Here is a 24,173-nt window from a genome sequence, read left to right on the forward strand (position 1 = left end):
CGCTTTATCCCGGCGGCAGATCGCACGCCGGAGAAGGCATATCCTCGATGACTGTGAGTACCCCTCAGACTGCTCCCGAGATCTCCGCCGAGGCAGCCGCCACCGCGATCCGCAAGGCCCGCGGCGCGATGGCCCGCTACCGCTTCATGGCGCTCGTCACCGGTGTCATGCTGCTGATCCTCTGCGTCGAGCTGGGCATCAAGTACGGCGCGGGCGCACTGACCGACGTCGACGGAGTCATGCCGTTCATCGCGTGGGTGCCGTTCGCGCACGGCTGGATCTACGTGGCATACCTGGTCACCGTCGCCGACCTGTGGTCGAAGATGCGCTGGGGCTTCGGCCGCCTGATCACGATGGTGATCGCCGGCGTGGTCCCGGTGATGTCGTTCGTGCTGGAGAAGAAGATCCACGCCGAGGCCGAGGCGAAGCTCGCCGCACTGGAGACGCGCTACCTGGGCTGACGCCTCTGCGCGTCCAGCTCGGCCCGCAGACGGGCGCCCAGCATCCCGACGATCTCGGTGCCCGGCTCGTCGTCGTCGGGCAGCATCTCGACGAACGCCGTGGCGATGAGGTCGTCGACGGCTTCGTCCGTCCCGAGCTCGGCCTCGAGGAGGTCGAGCACGGCCCGTACCTCCGCCGCGGGATCCGGGTCCACCGAGGTGAACAGGCGGACCACGGTGGACCGCTCGTCCTCGGTCCAGTCGTCGTCGATCTCGAGGGACGCCCCGTCGGTGAGCAGCGCGATCTCGCGCTCCGCGACGTCGCCGAGGAACGGGTGGGCCAGCACCTCGTCGTGGTATCCGTAGCGCTCGACGTCCGCGAGGGGCCGTAGCGCGGGCACCGCCTGGAGCAGCCGGTCCAGGAACGCGGCGACCGTCGGCTCGTTGCGGTGGTCACGGTCCTGGTCGAGCGCGGCGCGCACCCGCGGGCCCAGCACGTCGGCGAGATCCCCGCCCGGCTCGCCGGGAGACGGGACATGGATCAGGTAGGCGCTGATGACGTCCTCACCGACGAGCGGTGGTCCGGCCTCCAGCTCGGCGCCCAGCGCCCGCATCGCGTCCCGAGCGGCCGGGTCGCCGGCCCGTACCCGGACCATGAGCTCCGCGGAGACCAGCTCCATCACGAACCCGTCGGTCATCAGGTCGGCGTCGAGGCCGGCGTCGAGCCCTGCCCTGACCTCACCCGTGGCGACCTCCCCCGCGAGCGGCACTGCGCGGACCAGGTGCTCCCACCAGGCGGATCCGGTCCATGGTCCGGTGTCAGTCATCCTCGTCCTCTCGGTTCACCGCTCGTCGCAGACCGCTGATCAGCAGGTGCGCCTACCGTCCACCTATCCTTGCGCATCCCCTGGGCGTCCCGGCCGGAGGCGTGCCGCACCTGGTTCAATGCAGACGTGACCGCTCATGCCTTCGACGCCCTCACCGCTGACCGCCTCCGCGACAACGGCAGCCTCAAGTGGACCGCTTTCCCCGGCACCATCGGGGCCTGGGTCGCCGAGATGGACTTCCCGCTCGCGCCCCCGATCGCCACCGCGCTGCACGACGCCGTGGACCGCGGACTGCTCGGCTATCTCCCGCCGACCCTCGTGACCGGCATGGTCGAGGCGTACGTGTCGTTCGCCGCCGACCGGTACTCGTGGAAGGTGGACCCGGACCGGGTGCGTCCCGTGTCCGACGTGCTGACCGCGCTCGAGCAGACCATCACGCACTTCTCGCGCCCCGGTTCGCCGGTCATCCTGCCGACCCCCGCCTACATGCCGTTCCTCACGCTGCCCGGCGGGCTCGGCCGCGAGGTCATCCAGGTCCCGATGCTGCGCGACACCGACGGCCGGTACACCTACGACCTCGACGCGCTCGACGCCGCGTACCGCGCGGGCGGCCACCTGCTGGTGCTCTGCAACCCGCACAACCCGATCGGCCGGGTGCTGGAGCCCGACGAGATGCTGGCCGTCGCCGAGGTGGTGGACCGCCATGGCGGTCGGGTGTTCTCCGACGAGATCCACGCGCCGCTCGTCTACCCGGGGCACCGGCACGTCCCGTACGCGTCCCTGAACGAGACGACGGCGGGCCACACCCTCACCGCCACCTCCGCCTCGAAGGCGTGGAACCTGCCGGGTCTCAAGTGCGCGCAGATCGTCCTGTCCAACGACGCGGACGTGCAGCTCTGGAACCAGGTGGGCCGGCGCGTCGAGGGCGGGGCGTCGACGCCGGGCGTCCTGGCGAACCGGGTCGCGTACACCGAGGGCCGGGACTGGCTCGACGACACTGTCGCCTACCTGCACGGCAACCTCACCCGGCTCGGCGAGCTGCTCGACGGGAGCGGGATCGGGTATCGCGCACCGGAGGGAACCTATCTGGCCTGGCTGGACTGCCGAGGCCTGGACCTCCCCGACGGGGCCACCGGTGTCGCGGACCACTTCCGGGAGCACGCGGGCGTCGCCCTGACCGACGGCGGCCTGTGCGGCGAGGAGGGCCACGGTTTCGTACGGTTCAACGCCGCGATGCCGCGGCCGGTCCTGGAGCAGGCGGTCGGTCAGATCTTGGACGCTGTCCGGGCATAGATGCGCTGGTGTGCGCAAAGGGCTACGATTGCGCACATGACCGCCATCGCCGCACGAGAACTTCGCAACCACACTGCAGAGATTCTTCGTCGTGTCGCGGACGGAGACCATGTCACCATCACACAGCACGGGACCCCGGTCGCGGAGATCGGGCCGGTGCGCAACGCACGAGCCAGATCGCTGCGCCGCGCCGAGCTCGTCCAGATCTTGAGCTCGGCCCAGGCGGACGCCGGTCTGCGTCAGGATCTCGACGAGCTCGCGGGCGACAGCACGGACGACCTCGGCCCGATCCGGTGAGTACCCCCGAACAGCGCGGGCTTCTCGACACGAGCGTCTTCATCGCCTCGGAGTCCGGGCGGCCCCTCGACGCCAGCGCACTCCCCGAAGAGTCGTTCGTCTCCGTGATCACCCGGGCCGAGCTGCAGGCCGGGGTCCTTGCGGCGAGGGACTCGGAGACCCGCGCGCGGCGTCTGGCCACCCTCGACGCCATCGGTGCGCTCGAGCTGCTCCCTGTCGACGCAGGCGCTGCTTCGCACTGGGCACGCCTGCGGATCAAACTTGCCGAGAACAAGCGCAGGCTCAACGTCAACGACCTGTGGATCGCATCGATCGCCCTGGCGAACAACCTCCCGGTCGTGACCCAGGACGCCGATTTCGAACCCCTCAACGAGCTCGGGGCCCTCACCGTCGTCCGAGTCTGACCGACTTCCTCACACGGACGGCAGTCCCGCGATGCCCGTGTCGGCGTCGGTCGGCTCGCCGCCCCGGCGACCCCCGGCCATCTCGTCCCGCACCAGGCGGATCCACAGCAGCACGGCGAACCCGCCGAACAGCCACCACTGCAGGGCGTAGAAGATGTTCTGCAGGTTGGCGCCCGAGCCGCCGTCGATCGTGGGTCGCGGCAGGGCCGCGACTCCCCCGCTCTCGGGGGAACCGGGACCTTCGGTCGCCACGAGGTAGCCCGTGTAGATGGGCCCGCCCCACTCGTTGACGAGCGCGCTGAGGGCGATCTGCTCGGTCTGCCCGTCCACGACTGCCGCGCTGCCCGACGTCGCCTCGCCCGCCTGCAGCCAGCCCGTCACCGTGACCTCACCCTTCGGAAGGGTCAGCGCCTCGGCGTCGGCAGGTTTCTCCACCCAGCCCTGGACCACCGCCAGCACGGGCGCGCCGGAGAGGTCGGCCCAGGACTCGCCGCCCGCTCCGTCGTCGGACACCCGGAAGGGGGCCAGGACGAGGTAGCCGGTGTGGCCCTCCAGGACGCGGCCGGGTACCAGCAGCGAACCAGTGGGCTCGAACTCGCCGGCCACCCGGACCTCACGGCCGACCAGCTCTCCGGGGAAGCTCTCCTGCGGCGCGAGGACGTCGCCCAGCCAGGACGGTCCCGCGGCGGCGGCCTCGGCGATCTCCTGCTGTGCGGCCAGGTCCGCGCGTTCGTAGGCGCGGTCCAGCTGCCATGCGCCCAGCCTGCCGCACACGAACGCCGCCAGCACGAACACGAGCAGCAACCCGATCATGCGGGGCTGCCGGGCGACCTGGAGGAAGGTGCGGCGCTCGGGACGTGCATCGGCGTCGGGCGCCGTCTGCGTGGATGTGCTGGGGGCACTGACAGGCATGACGTCAACGGTAACCGCCCGCGGACGTGTCGCGTGCCCAGCCGTTCTGCGTTCGAATGAACAAGGAGCCGACCCGGCACAGATTCCGCACGTAGCTTGCAGGTAGGAGCGTGAGTGATGACAACGACCACAGTCCCCGACTCCCCGACCACCGGATGGCGCGCGACCGGCGTCGCCCAGCTGGAGCCCGCCGACCTGGAACGCCTCGATGCGTGGTGGCGGGCCGCCAACTACCTCTCCGTGGGCCAGATCTACCTGCTCGACAACCCGCTCCTGCGCGAACCGCTCACCGCGGACCACGTCAAGCCGCGGCTGCTGGGCCACTGGGGCACCACACCGGGACTGAACTTCCTGTACGCGCACCTGAACCGGGCCATCAAGGAGCGGCAGCAGCAGACGGTCTATGTCACAGGTCCCGGCCACGGCGGGCCGGGGCTGGTCGCCTCGGCGTACCTGGACGGCACCTACTCCGAGGTCTACAGCGACATCACCGAGGACACCGAGGGTGTGCAGCGCCTGTTCCGGCAGTTCTCCTTCCCTGGCGGCATCCCCAGCCACGTCGCCCCGGAGACGCCGGGCTCGATCCACGAGGGCGGCGAGCTCGGCTACGCCCTGAGCCACGCCTACGGCGCCGTCTTCGACAACCCCGGCCTGCTCGTCGCCGCGGTGGTGGGCGACGGCGAGGCCGAGACCGGACCGCTCGCCACGTCCTGGCACTCGAACAAGTTCCTCAACCCTGCCCAGGACGGCGTCGTGCTGCCGATCCTGCACCTCAACGGCTACAAGATCGCCAACCCGACCGTGCTGGCGCGCATCCCGGAGCAGGAGCTCAGGGCCCTCATGGTCGGCTACGGGCACAAGCCGTACTTCTTCGAGGGCGGGTACGACCAGGACGAGCCGCCGCTCGAGACGCACCGCCGGTTCGCGGCCCTGCTCGACGAGGTGCTCGACGAGATCGCCACGATCAAGGCACGGGCGGCGAAGGGCGACCTGGCCCGGCCGACGTGGCCCATGATCGTGTTCCGCACGCCCAAGGGGTGGAGCGGCCCGGCCGAGATCGACGGCAAGAAGACGACGGGGTCATGGCGGGCGCACCAGGTGCCGCTCGCGAGCGCCCGCGACACCGACGAGCACCTGCGCGTGCTCGAGGAGTGGCTCAAGTCGTACCGCCCGGAGGAGCTGTTCGACGACGACGGCCGCGTGCTGCCCGAGATCACCGAGCTGGCGCCAGAGGGGTCGCTGCGGATGAGCGCCACCCCGCACGCGAACGGCGGGCTGCTGCTCAGGGACCTGCGGCTGCCGGACTTCCGCGAGTACGCCGTGGACGTCCCGGCGCCCGGCGGGACGAAGTCCGAGGCACCGCGGGTACTGGGCCAGTGGCTCACCGACGTGATCCGGCTGAACCCGGACAACTTCCGGATCTTCGGCCCGGACGAGGTCGCGTCGAACCGGCTGCAGGCCGTGTACGACGCAACGAACAAGCAGTGGAACGCCGAGTACATCGGGCCGGAGGTCGACGAGCACATGGCCCGCGCGGGCCGCGTCATGGAGGTCCTGAGCGAGCACCAGGTGCAGGGCTGGCTGGAGGGCTACCTCCTCACCGGCCGGCACGGGCTGCTGACGAGCTACGAGGCGTTCATCCACATCGTCGACTCGATGTTCAACCAGCACGCCAAGTGGCTCAAGGTCTCGAACGACATCCCGTGGCGCCGCCCCATCGCGTCCCTGAACTACCTGCTGTCCAGCCATGTCTGGCGGCAGGACCACAACGGGTTCAGCCACCAGGACCCCGGGTTCATCGACCACGTGATGAACAAGAAGGCGGAGATCGTGCGGGTCTATCTCCCGCCGGACGCCAACACCCTGCTCAGCACCTACGACCACTGCCTGCGCAGCCGCCAGTACGTGAACGTCGTGGTCGCGGGCAAGCAGCCGACGCCCAACCTCCTCGACATGCAGGCCGCCGTCGCGCACTGCACACGCGGCCTCGGCATCTGGGACTGGGCGGGCACGGAGACGCCGGGCGAGCAGCCGGACGTCGTCCTGGGCTGCGCCGGCGACGTGCCGACCCTCGAGACGCTCGCCGCGGCGGACATCCTGCGCCGCGAGCTGCCCGACCTCAAGGTGCGCGTGGTGAACGTGGTGGACCTGATGCGGCTGCAGGACGCGACCGAGCACCCGCACGGCCTGACCCACCGCGAGTTCGACGGCCTGTTCACGACCGACCGGCCGGTGGTCTTCGCCTACCACGGGTACCCCTGGCTCATCCACCGCCTCACCTACCGCCGCACGGGCCACCCGCACTGGCACGTGCGCGGGTACAAGGAGGAGGGCACCACCACGACGCCGTTCGACATGGTCATGCTCAACGACCTCGACCGGTACCACCTTGTGATCGATGTCATCGACCGGGTCCCGTCGCTGGGCAGCGCCCACGCCGGGCTGCGCCAGCGCATGCAGGACGCCCGGCTGCGCGCCCGCGCCTGGACCCGTGAGCACGGCGACGACATCCCCGAGGTGCGCGACTGGGTCTGGCCGGACGCCCAGGACCTGGCGGACGGCGACCAGGTTGACGCTACGCTCGGCACTGGTGGAGACAACGAGTAGCAGCAATACCACTTCAGCGGACACGGAGCGACATGTGACCGGCGCGACCCGCAGCATCGTCATCGCATCACCGGAGGGCGCGAGCGGAAAGTCGACGGTCGCTCTGGGCGTCCTCGACCTCCTGGTCCGCAAGGGCCAGCGGGTCGGGGTCTTCCGGCCCGTGTCACGCGCCACGGAGGCCGAGGACACCAGCGGCGAACGTGACCACGTCCTCGAGCTCCTCCTTGAGCACGACGGCGTCGACGTCGGTTACGCCGACGCCATCGGCGTGACCTACGCGGACGTGCACGCCGACCCGGAGGCGGCGCTGAGCCGCATCGTGTCGCGGTTCCACGACCTCGCCGCGCGCTGCGACTCGGTCGTGGTGCTCGGTACCGACTACACCGACGTCGCCGGCCCCACCGAGCTCTCGTTCAACGCACGCATCGCGGCGAACCTCGGCGCGCCGGTGCTGCTCGTGGTCTCCGGCCGCGAGCGCACGCCCGAGGAGGTCCGCGCCCTGGCCGACGTGAGCCTCGCCGAGCTGGCGGCGCACCACGCGCAGTCGATCGGTCTGGTCGTCAACCGCGCGGACACCCACAGCGCGCTGGACGTCCGGACCCTGCTGGCCGCGGCCCAGCCCGACCTGCCGGTGTGGACCATCCCCGAGGAACCGTTCCTGCAGGCCCCGACCGTTGGCCAGCTCCTGGACGCCGTGGACGGCACGCTCGCGCTGGGTGACCCCGAGCTGCTGGGCCGCGAGGCGCTCGAGCTCCTCGTCGGTGCCATGAGCTTCGAGCACCTGCTCGAACGGCTGACCGACGGCGCCGTCGTCATCACCCCCGGCGACCGCACCGACCTCCTGATCGGCCTGCTCGCCGCGCACCAGACGCCGTCGTTCCCGTCGCTGGCGGGGATCGTCCTCAACGGCGGGTTCTACCCGCAGGGTCGCCCGGCGGAGCTGCTGGAGGCGATGCGGCCGAGGCTGCCGGTCATCACCACGGAGCTCGGCACGTACACGGCGGCCCGCGCGGCCGCCACGACCCGCGGCCGGGTCGACAAGGGCTCGGTACGCAAGGTCGAGACCGCTCGAGCGTTGTTCGAGCGGAACGTGGACTCAGCGGCGCTCGCCGCGCGTCTCGACCTGCCGCGGCCGCAGGTCGTCACGCCGCTGATGTTCGAGTACCAGCTCATCGAGCGGGCCCGGAACGACCGCCGGCACATCGTGCTGCCGGAGGGCTCCGACGACCGGATCCTCCGCGCCGCGTCGACGGTGCTGGCCCGGCAGATCGCGGACCTGACCATCCTGGGCGACGACGAGCCGGTCCGCGCCCGCGCGGCCGAGCTGGGGCTCGACATCGAGGCGGCCCGCGTGCTGTCGCCGCACGATCCCGAGCACGTGGAGCAGTTCGCCGCCGAGTACACCCGCCTCCGGGCGCACAAGGGCATGACCGTCGAGCGGGCGCGGGAGATCGTCACCGACGTCTCCTACTTCGGCACGATGATGGTGCATCTCAACCTCGCCGACGGCATGGTCTCGGGTGCCGCCCACTCGACGGCCCACACCATCCGGCCGTCGTTCGAGATCATCAGGACGAAGCCCGATACGTCGTCGGTCTCGTCGGTCTTTCTCATGTGCCTCGAGGACCGCGTGCTCGTGTACGGCGACTGCGCGGTCATCCCCGACCCGACGTCGGCCGAGCTCGCCGACATCGCGATCTCCTCCGCCGCCACCGCGGCGCAGTTCGGCGTGGAACCACGCATCGCGATGCTCTCCTACTCCACGGGCACGTCCGGGACGGGCGCCGACGTGGACAAGGTCCGCACCGCCACGGGGCTCGTCCGCGAGCGCATCGCGAAGCTCGACATCGAGCTCGACGTCGACGGACCCATCCAGTACGACGCCGCCGTGGACGCCTCGGTCGCCGCGTCCAAGCTGCCGGAGTCCGACGTCGCCGGGCGGGCCACCGTGTTCGTGTTCCCCGACCTGAACACGGGCAACAACACATACAAGGCGGTGCAGCGGTCGGCGGGCGCTGTCGCCGTCGGCCCGGTGCTGCAGGGCCTGAACAAGCCGGTGAACGACCTGTCCCGCGGCGCCCTGGTCCAGGACATAGTCAACACGGTGGCGATAACGGCCATCCAGGCCCAGGCCACGTCGGAGCCTGGTACGCCGCGGGTCGAGCCCGTCGAGCCCGTCGAGAGCAAGGAGTCCGCATGACCCAGACCGTCCTCGTCCTCAACTCCGGCTCGTCGTCGCTGAAGTACCAGCTCGTCGACCCCACGTCCGGCCAGTCGGTGGCCGGTGGCATCGTCGAGCGGATCGGCGAGTCCACCGGTTCGGCCACGCACCAGTGGGGCGAGTCCGAGACGGTCCGCGACGCCCCCGTGCCGGACCACGGCGCGGCACTGCGCCTGGTGCTCGACCTGTTCGACGAGACGGGGCCGTCCCTCGCGGACGCAGGCATCACCGCCGTCGGGCACCGGGTGGTGCACGGCGGCGCGGTGTTCACCGAGCCGACGCCGGTCGACGACGACGTCGTGACCGCCGTGCGCGACCTCATCCCGCTGGCCCCGCTGCACAACCCGGCGGCCGTCAAGGGGATCGAGGTGGCGCGCGAGCTGCTGTCGCACCTGCCCCACGTCGCCGTGTTCGACACCGCGTTCTTCGCGCCGCTGCCCGCTGCCGCCGCGACCTACGCCCTGGACCGCAAGGTCACCGCGGAGCACGGGATACGCCGGTACGGGTTCCACGGCACGTCGCACGGGTTCGTGTCGTCCGCCGTGACCGCGCACCCGGCCGTCGTCGCCAAGCTGGCGGCCGAGGGCCGCGGGCCCGAGACGCTGCGCCAGGTGGTGCTGCACCTGGGAAACGGCGCGTCGGCGTCGGCGGTGCTGGGTGGGCGGCCGGTCGACACGTCGATGGGGTTCACGCCGCTCGAGGGTCTCGTGATGGGCACCCGGCCGGGCGACGTGGACCCGGGCATCGTGTTCCACCTGGTGCGTGCGGGCATGTCGGCGCCGGACGTCGACACGCTGCTGAACAAGCAGTCCGGCCTCCTCGGGATGTCGGGGGTGAACGACATGCGCGAGGTGCGGAAGCTGGCCGACTCTGGTGACGCCGACGCGCGCCTCGCCCTGGAGGTGTACCTGCACCGGTTGCGCAAGTACGTGGGGGCGTACGCGGCGGTGCTTGGCGGCATCGACGTGCTGACGTTCACCGCGGGCGTCGGCGAGAACGACCATCGCGTCCGCTCGGGCGTGGTGCGGGACCTGAAGTTCCTCGGCCTGAGCATCGACCCGGCGGCGAACGAGGCACGGTCGGACGAGGCGCGGGTGGTCTCGATGACGCCCGGCCCCCGGGACGGGTCAGAGCCGCTGGCCGCCCTTCGACAGGGTCAGGAGCCACCTGTCGAGACCCCCCTCGTCATGGTCGTCCCGACCAACGAGGAGCTGGCGATCGCACGCCAGACGATGGAGCTGGTCGAGGGCTCGTAGCCCGGCGAGGCACCAGGGATACCGGCGACAGCGCGGGCGCCGTCCGGCGCCCTCGAAGTCGCTCACCACGGCAGACCGTAGGCTCGCTCCGTGACCCTCTTCATCGATCCGCCGGTGTGGCCCGCGCACGGGACTCTGTTCTCCCACCTGGTCTCGGACGGGTCGCTGCAGGAGCTTCGACTGTTCGCACGGGCGGCCGGCGTACCCGATCGCGCGTTCGACCTCGACCACTACGACGTCCCCGCCGAGCGGTACGACGAGCTGGTCGCGGCGGGCGCGGTCCGCGTCGAGGGCGGAGACCTGGCCCGGCGGCTCGCGGGCTCGGGCCTGCGCGTCTCGGGCGCCGAGCGGAATCGTGCCAAGCGAGCGGCACTCCTGACCCGCTGGGACGGCCTGTGGGCCGATCCCGGTCCGGCGCACAAGGCCGGCGAGGAGCTGGTGAACCGCTGGCGCGAGCCCCACCGCGTCTACCACTCGACCCTGCACCTGGCCGTTGCCCTGGACGCGCTCGACTCCATCGCTGCCCAGACCCGGGCCTCGGAGCGCGTGCTCTGGCGAGCCCGGCTCGCTCTCTGGTTCCACGATGCCGTGCACGACGGCGTCGCCCGGCAGGACGAGGAACGTTCAGCCGCGCTGGTCGCGGAGCTGCTCGGCCCCCTGGCCGGGAGCGAGGTCTCGAGCGAGGACGTCGACGAGATCGCACGCCTCGTCATGGTCACGGCGGACCACGGTCCCGCGCCCGACGACGTCGTCGGCGGCCTGGTCAGCGATGCCGACCTGGCGGTGCTTGGCGGCAGCCCCGCCGTCTACACGCGGTACACCCGCCAGGTGCGCGCCGAGTACTGCGACGTGCCCGACCCGCTGTTCCGCTCCGGCCGGTCCCAGGTGCTCCGCACGCTCCTGGCCGGCGCCCCTCTGTTCCGCACCGCACCGGGCGCCGCCCGCTGGGAGCTCACGACGGAGACGAACCTCCGCGCCGAGCTGGCCCTCCTGAGCGCCTACCGTCGGGACGGACCCATGTAGTCGGCAAAACGTCAGATGGTCGGCAACCCGAGTTACCGATCACCTGACGTTTTGCCGACCACGCCGGGCTTCGCGGTCAATCCCACGCACCAGCCCGAGCAGGGTACGGTTCCCGACGTGACTCCCCTCAAGTGCACCGCGATCGTCGCGGGCGTGCTCGCTGTCGCGTTCATCGTCCCCGTGACCGTGGTGCAGGCCACCGGGCAGGCCCGGGTGCGGCACGATCAGAGCGAGATCGAGAAGGCCGACGCCGTCATCGTGCTCGGCGCCGGGCTACGTGCCGACGGGACGCCGTCCACGTACCTGCGCCGCCGCGTCGAGGCGGGCGCGGAGCTCTACCGCGCGGGGATCGCGCCGACGGTCATCCTGAGCGGGGACGCGCACGACAACGCCGACGGCACCCGGTACGACGAGCCCGGCTCGATGCGCGCCTGGCTCCTGGACAACGACCTCGGTGTCCCGGACGACGCGCTGGTCCTGGACCGCGAGGGCTTCAACACCACCGCGACGTGCCGCCGTGCCCATGATCTCTACGGAGCGCGCACCGCCGTCGTCGTCACGCAGGACTACCACCTGCGCCGCACCCTCTACTCGTGCGTGGAGGCCGGGCTCGATGCTGTCGGGGTGGGCGTGAGCGCCGCGACCTCGGTGCCGGTGCAGGCAGCCTGGTGGCACGTGCGAGAGCTGCCTGCGAGCTGGAAGGCCGCCGTTCGATCCCTCGGCCGACGCCGCACCAGCTGACCTGACGGTCCTCGCCACGTCGCCCGACCCGGGTCACCTCTTCTTCGGTGTGACCCACAGGTGGATCGTGCCCTCGACCACCACGGTCCCGTCGGCCAGGACCCCGCGCACCCGCACCGGCAGGTCCGGGTCTACGCCGTCCCACTGCGCCTGGTCGGTCTCGGCCACGCACGTGACGTCACCGGCCGACTTCGCGAGGTAGGCGACCTCCATGCCCTTCGGCAGCCAGCGCTTGCTGTCGGGCACCGTGGCCTCGGCGAGCGAGCCCATGGCCATCTCGAGCCCGTTGCAGACGGCGATCGCGTGCACCGTGCCGATGTGGTTCCGGTTGCGCCGCCGGTTAGGCACCACTACCTCGCCGTAGTTCGGCCGCATGTCGACCACTCGCGGGGCGAAGCTGCCGAAGTACGGGGCCTTGAGGGTGTAGGCCGCCGTGAAGATCCGCTTGCCGAGCAGCCCGCCGATGACCGGCAGGGAGTTCGCTGACTTCCAGAAGGCGTGGAGCTGCGTCGTCATGCGGGCGAGCGTACCGGGCGCTGCGCCTTCGTCTCACGCTCCACTCGTATGGCGTGAGACTGCGGCTCCGCTCCGGGCGCGTGCCTCGTACCTCGGACCCCACCCTGCGCTGCGCCTCCGTCTCACGCCATGCGCAGGCGGCGCATCGCCTCCAGCGCCGTCGTGAGCACGCGGCTCGGGGTGTCCCCGCCCAGGCCGTAGAGGCTGTCGAGCGTGGCACCGAACCGGGCGCCCCGAGCGGTCACGACCGTCTGCTGACGCGTGAGCCCGTCGATCGACGCCGCACCGTGCCGCCCGCCCAGGCCGGAGGCCTTCCAGCCGCCGAGCGGTGCCGAGACGGATCCCCAGGTCATCGTGTACCCGTCGTTGATCGCGACCGAACCCGTCTCGATCCGCGTGGCCACGCGGCGCGCCCGGCCGACGTCGCGGGACCAGACTGCGGAGTGCAGGCCGTACTCGGTGTCGTTCATGACGGCGACGGCGTCCTCGTCGCCCTCGACGCGCGTGATCGTGACGACCGGGCCGAAGGTCTCCTCGCGCGTGACCACTGCCTGCGCCGGGACGTCGTCGAGCACCGTGGGGGCGTAGAAGTACGGGCCGACGTCGGCGCGGTGCACCCCGCCGGCGAGCACCCGGGCGCCCCGGGCCAGCGCGTCATCGACGTGCGCCGTCACCTTGTCGAGCTGCGCGGCGGAGGTGAGCGAACCCACCTCGGCCGAGTAGTCGAGGGCCGGGCCGAGCCGCAGGCTCCGCACGGCACGCACGAACTTCGCGACGAACTCCTCGGCGACCGCCTCGTGCACGACCAGGCGCTCGATGGACACGCACAGCTGGCCGGCGTTCGAGAAGCAGGCGCGCACGATGCCCGGGACCGCCGCGTCGACGTCGACGTCGTCGGTCACGTAGAGCGCGTTCTTGCCGCCCAGCTCGAGCGTTGCACCGATGAGGCGCTCGCCCGCGCGCCCCGCGACCTTGCGGCCCGTTGCGGTCGAACCGGTGAACGCGATGTGGTCCACGTGCTCGATCAGGGCCTCGCCGACCTCGGGTCCGCCCGCGACCACCTGGAACAGGCCGGCGGGCAGGCCGGCGTCGTCCAGCGCTTCGGCCGCCCACAGCGCGGTGAGGGTGGTCTGCGGGTCAGGCTTGAGGACCACGGCGTTGCCGGCCAGGAGCGCCGGCAATGCCTCTGATAGCGCGAGCACCAGCGGGTAGTTCCACGGCGAGATCGCCCCGACCACGCCCACCGGCCTGCGATGCACCTGGACGCCCGCGAGCAGCGGGACCATGCCGAGCGCCCGGCGGGACGAGAGGTAGCGCTCGCCGCGCACGGCGTAGTGCCGGGCGACCTGGGCGATGTCCGCGATCTCCTCGAAGGCGGCGCGGCGCGACTTCCCGGTCTCGAGCTGGACGAGGTCGAGCGCCTCGGACTGTCGCTCCAGGACGATCCGGCCGAGCCGCTGGAGGACTCCGGCCCGGTCCCGTACCGACAGGCGCGCCCAACTTCGCTGCGCCACCCGCGCCCGGACGACGCACGCGGCGACGTCCTCAGCGGAAGATACCGGGAACGTCACGAGCGGAGCGCCCGTGAACGGGCACATGGACCTGTGGGTGCCCGATCCCTCGGAGGTCGCGATCCGAGCCACGAGCGGGGCCATGACCCCAGGCTCAAGGACAAAAGTCCCCTGCGGGTGCTCCGGGTCGAGCACACCGCCGACCGCACCACTAGCCGCTGCGTCGGCTGCTGCGTCGTCGATCATGGCGGCCACCCTACGCGCAAAACCCTGCGCCACGTATTGATAGGTGTGTGAAACTAACTTTCTCCGCGCGTTCGGCGCGGCACGTTCACTCGAGCCCGACGCGACCTCGGTCGGACTCGATCCAGCGCCCCAGAACCGTGCACTCCTGGTCGGCGTAGCCCAGCCGACCGTAGAAGCCGAGCACGTCGGTGTTGGCTGTCCGCACCATGAGCTGGACCTTGCGCGCCCCGCGAGCGACCAGCCACGCCTCGGCAGCGACCACTGCCGCTCGGCCGACGCCCGTGCTCTGCAGCTCTGGAGCGACGGCCACGTAGTAGAGCCAGCCGCGATGCCCGTCGTGACCGGCCATCGCGGTGGCGACCACCCTGCCGTCCGCCCGCGCGACCAGGATGGTCGAACCGTCTCCGGCGCGGGCGTCGGCGATGTCGACGTACGGGTCGTTCCAGGGGCGGGTCAGCTCGCAGGTCTTCCACAGCTCGACGACCTGCTCGACGTCGGCGTCGGTGATCTCCACGAACTCTCCGTCGGCAGCGGGTGCCGCGGCGAGGACGGGGACGAGCCGCTCGCCGTCGGGCCGCCCGCTCATCGCGGCTGGTACGGCGACACGACGACCTCGACCCGCTGGAACTCCTTGAGGTCGGAGTAGCCGGTGGTCGCCATGGCGCGCCGGAGCGCGCCGACCAGGTTCAGGGTGCCGTCCGCCTGCTTGCCCGGGCCGAAGAGGATCTCCTCGAGCGTGCCCACCGTGCCGACCTCGACGCGCTCGCCGCGCGGCAGCTGCGGGTGGTGCGCCTCTGGGCCCCAGTGGAAGCCCTGGCCGGGCGCCTCGGCCGCGCGCGCGAGCGCGGCGCCGAGCATGACGGCGTCCGCGCCGCAGGCCACTGCCTTGACGATGTCGCCGGAGTGGCCGACACCGCCGTCGGCGATGACGTGGACGTAGCGCCCGCCGGACTCGTCGAGGTAGTCACGGCGGGCGGCCGCGACGTCGGCCATCGAGGTGGCCATGGGCGCGTGGATGCCGAGGCTGACACGGGTGGTGTGCGCGGCGCCGCCGCCGAACCCGACCAGCACGCCCGCCGCGCCCGTGCGCATCAGGTGCAGCGCGGCGGTGTACGTCGAAGCCCCGCCGACGACGACCGGCACGTCCAGCTCGTAGATGAACCGCTTGAGGTTGAGCGGCTCGGCGTTGCCCGACACGTGCTCCGCCGAGACCGTGGTGCCGCGGATGATGAACAGGTCGACGCCGGCGTCGACCACCGTCTTGTAGAACTCCTGCGTGCGCTGCGGGGTGAGCGCACCCGCGACCGTCACCCCGGCGGCCCGGATCTCCTTGAGCCGCTGCGTGATGAGCTCCGGCTTGATGGGCTCCGAGTAGATCGCCTGCATCCGCCTCGTCGCCTCGTCGCCGGGCAGGGCCGCGATCTCCTCGAGCAGCGGCTCGGGCGACTCGTAGCGCGTCCACAGGCCTTCGAGGTCCAGCACGCCGAGGCCGCCGAACCGGCCCAGCGCCACGGCGCTGTCCGGGCTCATCACGGAGTCCATCGGTGCCGCGACGATCGGCAGGTCGAAGTGGTACGCGTCGATCTGCCAGCCGACCGAGACGTCCTTCGGGTCACGCGTACGCCGGGACGGCACCACCGCGATGTCGTCGAAGGAATAGGCGCGCCGCCCGCGCTTGCCGCGTCCGATCTCGATCTCGTTGCTCACCCGGCAAGCCTACCCATCGGACCTGGTGCGGCGCGCAGCTTCCCGTGATGCGCACGGTGGGACAGGCCACACTGTCGGTGACCGGTGGCAAGGTTCTCCCTGGACGCACCGGGCGGCCGTACGTAGCGAGGCGCATACGGCAGAGAAACCCGGACGAGCAGGGAGGACACCATGAACGAGACCTGGATCAACAGGCCGCTGCTGGGCTTCGACACCGAGACCACAGGGGTAGATGTCGCAGGCGACCGCATCGTCACCGCAGCCCTCGTGCTACGCACTCCCGGGGTGGGCACGGAGGTCCGTACCTGGCTGATGGACCCGGGCATGGAGATTCCGGCGGAGGCGGCGGCCATCCATGGGATCTCGACGGAGCACGCGCGCGCCCACGGCGTCCAGCCGCTGGAGGCCCTCGAGGAGATCGCGGCCGAGCTCGCCACCCACCTGGCCGACGGCGTGCCCGTCGTCGCCTATAACGCGGCCTTCGACCTCTCGCTGCTGGACTCGGAGCTGCTGCGCCACGGGCTCAAGACTCTCCCGCAGCGCCTCGGCCGCCCGGTGGAGCCGGTGGTGGACCCGCTGGTCATCGACCGCTGGCTGGACCGGTACCGCTCGGGCAAGCGCCGCCTCGGCGACCTGTCGCAGTGGTACGGCGTCACGTCGGACGGCGACCTGCACACCGCCGAGGTGGACGTCCTCGCCACGCTCGACGTGCTGGAGGCGCTGACCCGCCGGTTCCCACAGCTGGAGCGCATGTCCTTGGCGGACCTGCATCAGCAGCAGATCGGCGCGCACCGCCAGTGGGCCGTGAGCTTCAACGAGTGGCGCCGCGAACAGGGCCTGGACGGGCCGGGCGCGTCGGGCACGTGGCCGGTGCAGTACTCGGCCGGCGTCTGAGACGACGATTCGGCCGGCCGAACTTGTTCAGCTGTTGGTCGAGCCTCGCCGGACCGGCGAGGCTCGACCGACGCAGACGTCAGAAGCCGCTGTAGTTCGGCGACTCGACGGTCATCTGCACGTCGTGCGGGTGGCTCTCCTTGAGCGACGCCGACGTGATGCGGATGAACTTTCCGGTGGCCTGCAGCTCCGGGACGGTCCGCGCACCGGTGTAGAACATCGTCTGGTGCAGGCCGCCGATGAGCTGGTGGGCCACGGTGGACAGCGGCCCCTTGTAGGCGACCTGGCCCTCGATGCCCTCAGGCACGATCTTGTCGTCGCTCGTGACCTCGGCCTGGAAGTAGCGGTCCTTGGAGTAGGACTTCTTGCCCCGCGAGGACATGGCGCCCATCGAGCCCATGCCGCGGTACGTCTTGAACTGCTTGCCGTTGACGAGCACCAGGTCACCAGGCGTCTCCTCGCAGCCAGCGAACAGCGAGCCCAGCATCACGCTGTCGGCGCCGGCCACGATGGCCTTGCCGATCTCGCCCGAGTGCTTGAGGCCACCGTCGGCGATCACGGGCACACCCGCGGGCTTACAGGCCAGCGACGCCTCGTAGACGGCGGTGATCTGCGGCACGCCGACGCCGGTCACGACGCGCGTGGTGCAGATCGAGCCAGGCCCGACGCCGACCTTCACGGCGTCGGCGCCCGCGTCGACGAACGCCTGAGCGCCCTGGCGGGTGGCGACGTTGCCGCCGATCACCTGGACGTCCCTGGTCGCCGGGTCGGACTTGAGGCGCTTGACCATGTCGATCAGCATGCGGACGTTGCCGTGCGCGGTGTCGGCGACGAGGACGTCCACGCCGGCCTCGATCAGGTCGGTGGCCCGCTGCCACGCGTCACCGAAGTAACCGATCGCCGCGCCGACCATGAGGCGGCCCTGGCTGTCCTTCGACGAGTCGGGGAACTGCTCGGACTTCACGAAGTCCTTCACGGTGATCAGGCCGGTGATGCGGCCGTCGGGGTCGATCAGCGGCAGGCGCTCCAGCTTGTGCTTGCGCAGCAGCAGCGTCGCGTCGTCCCGCGAGATCGTCGACGGGCCGGTGATCAGCGGCTGCGGCGTCATGACCTCGTCCACCTTGGTGGTGGCCCACTCGGCGACGGGCGTGAAGCGCAGGTCGCGGTTGGTGACCATGCCGATGAGCCGGTTCTCGAGGTCGACCACCGGGAACCCGGAGATCCGGAACTGGCCCGCGAGGGTGTCGAGGTCCTCGAGCGTGGCGTCCGGACCGATCGTGACGGGATTCGTGATGATGCCGGTCTGGGTCCGCTTCACGAGGTCGACCTGGTAGGCCTGATCCTCGATGGAGAGGTTGCGGTGCAGTACACCGAGGCCACCCTGGCGAGCCATGGCGATGGCCATCGCCGACTCGGTGACCGTGTCCATCGCCGCTGACAGCAGCGGGATCTTGAGCGAGATCTCGCGCGTCAGGCGAGACGTCGTGTCGATGTCCGACGGCGCGAGGTCGGAGTAACCCGGCTGCAGCAGGACGTCGTCATAGGTGAGCCCGAGAAACCCGAACGGGTCGGCCGGCGAGGTCTGGTCCGTCATGCAGCAAGTCTACGACCCGAGCGGCCACAGATCCTGGCCGGGCGATCCGACCCGCCCGAGGCGTGCGTCACCTCGCCTTGATGACGGCCAGCACCTCGTGCAGCAACCCGGTGAACGACCGGACCCGCTGCACCGTGGGCCCGAACGGCAGGTCCGTCGCCGCGGCGTCGGCCCGCAGCCCCACGAAGATCGGCAGCTCCGGATAGCTCTCGTTCACCGCGTGCACGACGTCGAGGTCTGGCTTGGTCTGCGTGGTGGCGAGCACGACCGCCGTCGGGCGGACCATGGTCACCAGCTCGACCGAGCGGTGGGTGCTCGCAGGACCGGTGACGATCCGCGCCATGGAGCCCTGCGCGGCGAGCGCTGCGGCGAGCGCGTGCGCCGAGAGCGGCACCACCTCGTCGGGCGCGGCGAAGACCAGGACGATCTTCCGCATCCGGCTCGGGTGGTTGGCCGGCGGGCCGCCCGCCTCCACCATGGCGCGCTCGAACTCCTCGGTGTAGTGGCGCAGCGCGCGCAGCGCGGCGGTCGCGAGCACCACCTCGGGCATCTCGCCCGGGCCGGCGAGTACGGTGCGCTCCGACAGGCGCAGCCACGCCGGCTCCACCAGGTCGGTCCACCACGTGGCCGGGTCCCCCTCTGGGCCCAGCACGAGCAGGTTGTCGCAGGCGGTCCGGCTGTAGGCGAGCGCCGCGTCGACCAGCGCTGAGACCCTGCCCGACGTGGGCGCCGGGGCCGACGCCGCCCGCGGCCCTGCCGCTGCCGGGGCGTCACCGCCCGTCGCCCCGCCGGGAAGCGCCCGCAGACGCGCCCGGCCACGTGGCTCTTCCGTCTGCTCACCGCCCGACGTCGGACCGGCCGGAACGGCCTCGCCGGCCTCGTCGACCGTGTCGGTCTGCTCGTCGCCGGGCGCGGTCGGTGCTTCGACGGTGCCGAGGAAGGTCTCCGCGAACTCTGCTCCGGCGGAGTCCGGGTCACCCTCTACCTGCACGGTAGGCAGTGCGGGCGCGGTCCGGGTCGCCACCTCGAGCTCTGCCTCCCCTGCCTCGACCGCTGCCCGGGCGGCGTCCACCGGCGCAACACCCTCGAGCGTGAGGCGGCGCATCACGAGGAGGCGGGCCACGTCGTCCGGTGTGTAACGGCGGTGCGATCCAGCGGTCCGGCCCGACGGGCCGAGGCCGTACCGGCGGTCCCACGTACGGAGGGTCGCCGGCGCAACCCCGAGGCGTCTGGCAACTGCGGCGACGGCCAGTCCGGGGCTGGATGTACGTGACCCGCCCGAGCTCTGGGCAGGCCGCGAAGAAGTCATGGACTCGATTCTGCCGACCTGGACCTCTCTGCGCCACTGCGAAACCCGGCGTGCCGCCGATCTCGGTGGAATTGGGTCCAGATCGCAACATATCCGGTCAGGACTGGCGCGCTTGCGGCTGACCCGATTCTGCGCACAAGTGGAAAAACTGCCCCTTGAACAACTTCTGCACAACTTGTAGGTTGTTCGGCATGACGGAGATCTCGAGGCTTCCCGGTCCGGTAATGGAATTGTGGGAATGGCAGTACCAGGGTTCGTGCCGCGATGCGGACGACACCCTGTTCTTCCACCCCGAGGGCGAGCGCGGGTCGACGCGCCGCAGGCGCGCCGAGGCCGCCAAGGCGATCTGTCGCTCCTGCCCCGTGATGATGCAGTGCCGCGAGCAGTCGCTCCGCGTGCGTGAGCCGTACGGCGTGTGGGGTGGGCTCAGCGAGGACGAGCGCTCGGCCATCCTCGCCGGCAAGTCCATCTCCGCCTGAAAACCACCTTCTTCGCGCGAGCTGGTCGTCCGGCCCGGTCCCGCAGCAGCGCGGCTGCGGACCACCTGCCGGGACGGTCAGCTCTGCCGGCACGGCAAGAGCCCCGCACCGTTCGGTGCGGGGCTCTCGTCTTCTACCTGGCGTGGGCTGGAGTCAGCTCACGACCACGGCGAGGACGTCGCGGGCGGAGAGCACCAGGTACTCCTCACCCGCGTACTTGACCTCGGTGCCGCCGTACTTGGAGTAGATCACCTTGTCACCGACAGCGACGTCCAGCGGCACACGGTTGCCGTTGTCGTCGATGCGGCCCTGGCCAACGGCCAGAACCTCGCCCTCCTGGGGCTTCTCCTTGGCGGTGTCCGGGATGACCAGGCCGGAAGCGGTCGTGGTCTCGGCTTCGAGAGCCTTGACGACGATCCGGTCCTCGAGCGGCTTGATGGGGACCGACACGTCGGACCTCCTCTTTCGTGAGCGGATCGAGAGATCAGCTGCGTGATGGACGTAAGTGGCTCGAACGTTCGACCGTCCGCCGTCGTCGCGGGTGCCGGCGGGCACGAACGTCTGGGTTCTGTTCTCCCCCGCGGGCCCGTGAACGGGAGACCGCGGCGGTGAACACCCCCAAATCTAGGTCGGCGCTAGCACTCGGTCAAGGCGAGTGCCAATCGGGTGGACCTGCTCACACCCCAGGGGGCCGACGCGCCGTCGCCACACCGAACACTCACCATCCCGACGAAAAGGTTGCGCCGGGCCGCTCGTCACCACGAGGCCGGACGTGGAAAGATCTTCCCATGGATGCGGCGATTCTGAGCAAACTGCTCAGCCCCGACGGCTGGGCCCTGCTTGGTGCTCTTCCGCCCTACGACGAGCGGCACGCGATGAGGACCGTGACGGCGCTGCGCGCCAAGGGCATAGCACCGGACCTCGCGGCCGCCGTGATGACCCAGTCCAGGCTGCGCGCCAGGGCGCGGGGCAAGTTCGGCGACTTCGCGGACGGGATGCTCTTCACCGCGGACGGGCTGGAGCAGGCCACCCGGCTCCTCGTCGCGGCACTGCACGCCCAGCGCTACCTCGACGCCGGCATCACGATGCTCGCCGACCTGACCTGTGGCATCGGCGCCGACTCGCTCGCCTTCGCCGGGACCGGACTCCGAGTCGTCGCGACCGACCTGGACGAGTGCACCGCCGCCATCGCGCAGTGGAACCTGCGCCACTTCCCCGAGGCGGACGTGCGGCATGCCGACGGACTCGCCCTCGACCTGCGCGCCGAGGGCGTCGAGGGCGTCTACGCCGACCCGGCGCGCCGGGTCGGCGGCGGTTCGGGCGGGCGGAGCCGCCGGGTCTTCGACCCACGTGCCTACGAACCTCCGCTCGACTCCGTCTGGGCACTGCGCGAGACGGTGCCCGCCGTCGGCATCAAGGTCGGCCCCGGCATCCCGCACCACGGGCTGCCCGAGGACGCGGAGACGCAGTGGGTCTCCGTCAACGGAGACGTGGTCGAGGCCGGGATCTGGTTCGGGCCGCTCGCGCCCGACGGGCCGGGCCGCTCGGCGCTCGTGCTGCGCACGTTCACCGACGCCGACGGGAAGGACCACACGCTGAGCCGCACGGTACGGGGCTCCGACGTCGTGCCGGACGTCGGGGACGTCGGCCAGTATCTCTACGAGCCCGACGGGGCGGTCATCCGCGCGGGTCTCGTCGGCCAGGCCGCCGCCGAGCTGGGCGGGCGCCTCGTCGACCCGACCATCGCGTACGTCACCACGGACAGCCTGGCCGAGCTGCCCTCTGCGCGCCCCACCGACTCCGCCGGGGCACAGGCCCCCGTCGCTACCGGCTACCGGGTGCTCGACACGATGCCGTTCGGCCTCAAGCGACTCAAGTCATACCTGCGGACGCGGAACGTCGGACGCATCACGATCAAGAAGCGGGGCACCGCGGTGGTGCCTGAACAACTTCGCAAGCAGCTCGTGCTCACCGGGACCGAGGAGGCGACGATCGTGCTCACACGCGTGGCAGGCAACCAACGGATACTGCTCGTCGAACCGCTGGGACCCGTATGAGCTCGCCGGTCCGGCTCGGCTTCGGCGAGTCGCCCCGCTCCACCGTGGGCCTCGAGTGGGAGATCGGGCTGGTCGACTCCGACACCGCCGACCTCTCCCAGGCCGGTCCAGCCGTGCTCGACGCCCTCGCGCGCGACGTCGGCGAGCCCCGGCACACCTCAGCGACCTACGCCCCGCACGTGACGGGCGAGTTCATGAAGAACACCATCGAGCTGGTCAGCGGCGTCTGCGGCACCGTGGCCGAGGCCGGGACGGATTTGGCCCGCATCCTCGAGCGCGTCCGGACGGCGACCGACCGGCTGGGCCTTGACCTGATGGGCGGCGGGACGCATCCGTTCGCCCGGGCCGCGGACCAGCAGGTCGGCGACAAGGAGCGCTACGGCCGCATCATGGAGCGCACGGGGATCTGGGGCGCGCAGCTGATCATCTGGGGGCTGCACGTCCACGTCGGGATCGAGCACCGCGACAAGGCGCTACCGCTGATGCGCGCCATGCTCACCTATTTTCCGCACCTGCAGGCGCTGTCCGCCGGTTCGCCGTACTGGGCGGGCGAGCACACCGGGTACGCGTCCAACCGGTCGCTGCTGTTCCAGCAGATCCCCAGCTCGGGACTGCCGGTCCCGTTCGAGACCTGGCAGGAGCTCGAGGCGTACGCAGGCGACATGCTGCACGTCGGCGCGGTCGAGGCGTTCAACGAGCTCCACTGGGACGTGCGGCCGTCGCCGACGTTCGGCACGCTGGAGGTCCGGGTCTGCGACGGCCCGACCAACCTGTCGGAGGCCCTGGCGCTGGCCGCGCTGGTGCACTGCCTCGTGGAGCACCTGTCCACGCAGCTGGACCAGGGTCGCGCCCTGCCGGTGCTGCCGTCCTGGTTCGTCCAGGAGAACAAGTTCCGCTCCGCGCGCTACGGCCTCGATGCCACGGTGATCCTCGACGCCGACGGCAACCAGGCGCCGATAGCCGACGCCGTCGGCAAGCTGCTGGTCGAGCTGGAGCCCGTCGCGCACCGGCTCGGCTGCGCCACGGAGCTCGCCGGCATACGAGAGATCCTCCGCTCCGGGGCTTCCTACCGGCGCCAGGAGGCGGTCGCCGCCGCGCACGGCGGCGACCTGACCCAGGTGGTCCGCGCGATGGTGGAGGAGATGCGCACAGGCCACCCCCTCCTCTCCTGACCGCCCGGTGTCAGGCGACCTGTGCGACCTCGTCGAACCCGAGGCGCGGGGCGCGCGGGCGGCTGGTGTCGGCGCCCTCGGCCACGCTGACGTTCACGACGAGGAGGCCCTTCCAGCCGTTCTCGGCGAAGAACTCCGCGTCGATGCCGTCGTAGATCCCGTGCATCGGCCCGGCGGCCAGGCCCGCTGCGCGCAGGCCCACGATCAGGTAGCCGGCCTGCAGCAGGGCGTTCGTGCGTGCGGCGTCGGCGCGGGCGGTGTCGTCGCCCGCGAAGATCTCGCGGGCGCCCGGCAGGTGCGGCGCGAGGACGTCGAGGCGCTCGTGGAACTCGGGGTCGTAGGCGAGCACGAGGGTGACCGGCGCGGTCGCCACGCGCTCCTGGTTGCCCTCGGGCATGTTGGCGACCAGGCGCTGCCGCGCGTCCGGCGTGCGAACGACGAGCATGCGCAGCGGGCTGACGTTCATCGAGGTCGGACCCCACTTGATGAGGTCGTAGACGGCGGCGAGCTGCTCCTCGGTCACGTCGAGCTCTGCGTACGTCGTCACGGTGCGCGCCGTGCGGAAGAGCCGGTCGGCGGTCGCGTCGTCGATGGCGAGGCCTGTCGCCTCAAGCGTCTCAGTCATGCCCGCGTCAACACGATTGCCTTCGGCAATAGTTCCGAATTC

The 24,173-nt window shown here is 71.1% G+C and carries 23 protein-coding genes; 13 read left to right on the forward strand and 10 right to left on the reverse strand.

What is annotated here, in order from left to right:
- The first annotated feature begins 47 nt into the window (after positions 1-47).
- On the forward strand, positions 48-461 hold the full coding sequence (locus APR04_RS07535) for a DUF3817 domain-containing protein (protein WP_372496071.1): 414 nt from the start codon (positions 48-50) through the stop codon (positions 459-461).
- Here APR04_RS07535 and APR04_RS07540 read toward each other — a convergent pair.
- The gene (locus APR04_RS07540) at positions 449-1,267 is read right to left on the reverse strand and encodes a hypothetical protein (RefSeq protein ID WP_253869070.1); all 819 of its coding nucleotides are present in this window, start codon (positions 1,265-1,267) and stop codon (positions 449-451) included. The two genes, APR04_RS07535 and APR04_RS07540, sit on opposite strands and share 13 nt — an antisense overlap.
- Before the next feature lie 126 nt (positions 1,268-1,393).
- Between APR04_RS07540 and APR04_RS07545 the strand changes: the two genes are divergently transcribed.
- Genes APR04_RS07545 through APR04_RS07555 form a run of 3 tightly spaced genes read left to right on the forward strand, consistent with a single transcriptional unit; the run spans position 1,394 to position 3,261 of the window.
- Positions 1,394-2,560: a MalY/PatB family protein gene (locus APR04_RS07545; protein WP_253869072.1), complete on the forward strand. Its 1,167-nt coding sequence runs from the start codon at positions 1,394-1,396 to the stop codon at positions 2,558-2,560.
- A gap of 36 nt (positions 2,561-2,596) precedes the next feature.
- Positions 2,597-2,857, forward strand: coding sequence for a type II toxin-antitoxin system Phd/YefM family antitoxin (locus APR04_RS07550; protein WP_253869073.1), 261 nt, complete (start codon positions 2,597-2,599; stop codon positions 2,855-2,857).
- Complete coding sequence (locus APR04_RS07555; RefSeq protein ID WP_253869075.1) at positions 2,854-3,261, forward strand: type II toxin-antitoxin system VapC family toxin; 408 nt, start codon at positions 2,854-2,856, stop codon at positions 3,259-3,261. The genes APR04_RS07550 and APR04_RS07555 overlap by 4 nt, the downstream gene beginning before the upstream one ends.
- A 9-nt stretch (positions 3,262-3,270) precedes the next feature.
- On the opposite strand, the gene APR04_RS07560 is transcribed toward APR04_RS07555, so the two are convergent.
- A complete protein-coding gene (locus APR04_RS07560) occupies positions 3,271-4,173 on the reverse strand; it encodes an SURF1 family protein (RefSeq protein ID WP_253869077.1) in 903 nt (300 codons plus the stop codon).
- A 117-nt stretch (positions 4,174-4,290) separates the two neighbouring features.
- Between APR04_RS07560 and APR04_RS07565 the strand changes: the two genes are divergently transcribed.
- From APR04_RS07565 to APR04_RS07585, 5 genes are all read left to right on the forward strand, one after another.
- Positions 4,291-6,780 (forward strand): phosphoketolase family protein, encoded by a 2,490-nt coding sequence (locus APR04_RS07565; protein WP_253869079.1) that lies wholly within the window; start codon positions 4,291-4,293, stop codon positions 6,778-6,780.
- A 34-nt stretch (positions 6,781-6,814) separates the two neighbouring features.
- Positions 6,815-8,980, forward strand: coding sequence for a phosphate acetyltransferase (gene pta, locus APR04_RS07570; protein ID WP_253869081.1), 2,166 nt, complete (start codon positions 6,815-6,817; stop codon positions 8,978-8,980).
- A complete protein-coding gene (locus tag APR04_RS07575) occupies positions 8,977-10,257 on the forward strand; it encodes an acetate/propionate family kinase (protein WP_253869083.1) in 1,281 nt (426 codons plus the stop codon). The genes pta and APR04_RS07575 overlap by 4 nt, the downstream gene beginning before the upstream one ends.
- 90 nt (positions 10,258-10,347) lie before the next feature.
- A complete protein-coding gene (locus APR04_RS07580; protein ID WP_253869085.1) occupies positions 10,348-11,280 on the forward strand; it encodes a DUF4031 domain-containing protein in 933 nt (310 codons plus the stop codon).
- Positions 11,281-11,397: 117 nt separating this feature from the next.
- The gene (locus tag APR04_RS07585; protein WP_253869087.1) at positions 11,398-12,021 is read left to right on the forward strand and encodes a SanA/YdcF family protein; all 624 of its coding nucleotides are present in this window, start codon (positions 11,398-11,400) and stop codon (positions 12,019-12,021) included.
- Positions 12,022-12,054: 33 nt separating this feature from the next.
- Here the strand turns inward: APR04_RS07585 and APR04_RS07590 are convergent, their stop codons facing one another.
- The 4 genes from APR04_RS07590 to APR04_RS07605 all read right to left on the reverse strand — a co-directional run bounded on the left by APR04_RS07590 (position 12,055) and on the right by APR04_RS07605 (position 16,001).
- Positions 12,055-12,537 (reverse strand): hotdog fold domain-containing protein, encoded by a 483-nt coding sequence (locus APR04_RS07590; RefSeq protein WP_253869089.1) that lies wholly within the window; start codon positions 12,535-12,537, stop codon positions 12,055-12,057.
- Between the two features lie 122 nt (positions 12,538-12,659).
- Positions 12,660-14,294: a succinic semialdehyde dehydrogenase gene (locus APR04_RS07595; protein ID WP_253869091.1), complete on the reverse strand. Its 1,635-nt coding sequence runs from the start codon at positions 14,292-14,294 to the stop codon at positions 12,660-12,662.
- 85 nt (positions 14,295-14,379) lie between these two features.
- Positions 14,380-14,880 (reverse strand): GNAT family acetyltransferase, encoded by a 501-nt coding sequence (locus tag APR04_RS07600; RefSeq protein WP_253869093.1) that lies wholly within the window; start codon positions 14,878-14,880, stop codon positions 14,380-14,382.
- On the reverse strand, positions 14,877-16,001 hold the full coding sequence (locus APR04_RS07605) for a GuaB3 family IMP dehydrogenase-related protein (RefSeq protein WP_253869095.1): 1,125 nt from the start codon (positions 15,999-16,001) through the stop codon (positions 14,877-14,879). The genes APR04_RS07600 and APR04_RS07605 overlap by 4 nt, the downstream gene beginning before the upstream one ends.
- Before the next feature lie 171 nt (positions 16,002-16,172).
- Between APR04_RS07605 and APR04_RS07610 the strand changes: the two genes are divergently transcribed.
- Positions 16,173-16,895: an exonuclease domain-containing protein gene (locus APR04_RS07610; RefSeq protein ID WP_253869097.1), complete on the forward strand. Its 723-nt coding sequence runs from the start codon at positions 16,173-16,175 to the stop codon at positions 16,893-16,895.
- Positions 16,896-16,974: 79 nt separating this feature from the next.
- Here APR04_RS07610 and guaB read toward each other — a convergent pair whose 3' ends face one another.
- A complete protein-coding gene (gene guaB, locus APR04_RS07615) occupies positions 16,975-18,489 on the reverse strand; it encodes an IMP dehydrogenase (RefSeq protein ID WP_253869099.1) in 1,515 nt (504 codons plus the stop codon).
- Positions 18,490-18,556: 67 nt separating this feature from the next.
- Positions 18,557-19,798 (reverse strand): MerR family transcriptional regulator, encoded by a 1,242-nt coding sequence (locus APR04_RS07620; RefSeq protein ID WP_253869101.1) that lies wholly within the window; start codon positions 19,796-19,798, stop codon positions 18,557-18,559.
- A 191-nt stretch (positions 19,799-19,989) separates the two neighbouring features.
- Between APR04_RS07620 and APR04_RS07625 the strand changes: the two genes are divergently transcribed.
- Entirely contained in the window at positions 19,990-20,277 is a 288-nt protein-coding gene (locus APR04_RS07625; RefSeq protein ID WP_253869103.1) for a WhiB family transcriptional regulator, read from the forward strand.
- 153 nt (positions 20,278-20,430) lie between these two features.
- Here the strand turns inward: APR04_RS07625 and groES are convergent, their stop codons facing one another.
- Positions 20,431-20,727, reverse strand: a complete 297-nt coding sequence (groES, locus tag APR04_RS07630; RefSeq protein ID WP_253869104.1) for a co-chaperone GroES — start codon at positions 20,725-20,727, stop codon at positions 20,431-20,433.
- A 338-nt stretch (positions 20,728-21,065) separates the two neighbouring features.
- Here groES and APR04_RS07635 point away from each other — a divergent pair, with 338 nt between their 5' ends.
- The gene (locus tag APR04_RS07635; RefSeq protein WP_253869106.1) at positions 21,066-22,334 is read left to right on the forward strand and encodes a class I SAM-dependent methyltransferase; all 1,269 of its coding nucleotides are present in this window, start codon (positions 21,066-21,068) and stop codon (positions 22,332-22,334) included.
- Positions 22,331-23,506, forward strand: a complete 1,176-nt coding sequence (locus APR04_RS07640) for a glutamate--cysteine ligase (protein WP_253869108.1) — start codon at positions 22,331-22,333, stop codon at positions 23,504-23,506. Before APR04_RS07635 ends, APR04_RS07640 begins: the two co-directional genes overlap by 4 nt.
- Before the next feature lie 10 nt (positions 23,507-23,516).
- On the opposite strand, the gene APR04_RS07645 is transcribed toward APR04_RS07640, so the two are convergent.
- On the reverse strand, positions 23,517-24,131 hold the full coding sequence (locus tag APR04_RS07645) for a malonic semialdehyde reductase (protein WP_253869110.1): 615 nt from the start codon (positions 24,129-24,131) through the stop codon (positions 23,517-23,519).
- Positions 24,132-24,173 lie beyond the last annotated feature (42 nt).

The organism is Promicromonospora umidemergens, assembly GCF_024171995.1.
Taxonomy (GTDB): Bacteria; Actinomycetota; Actinomycetes; order Actinomycetales; family Cellulomonadaceae; genus Promicromonospora; species Promicromonospora umidemergens.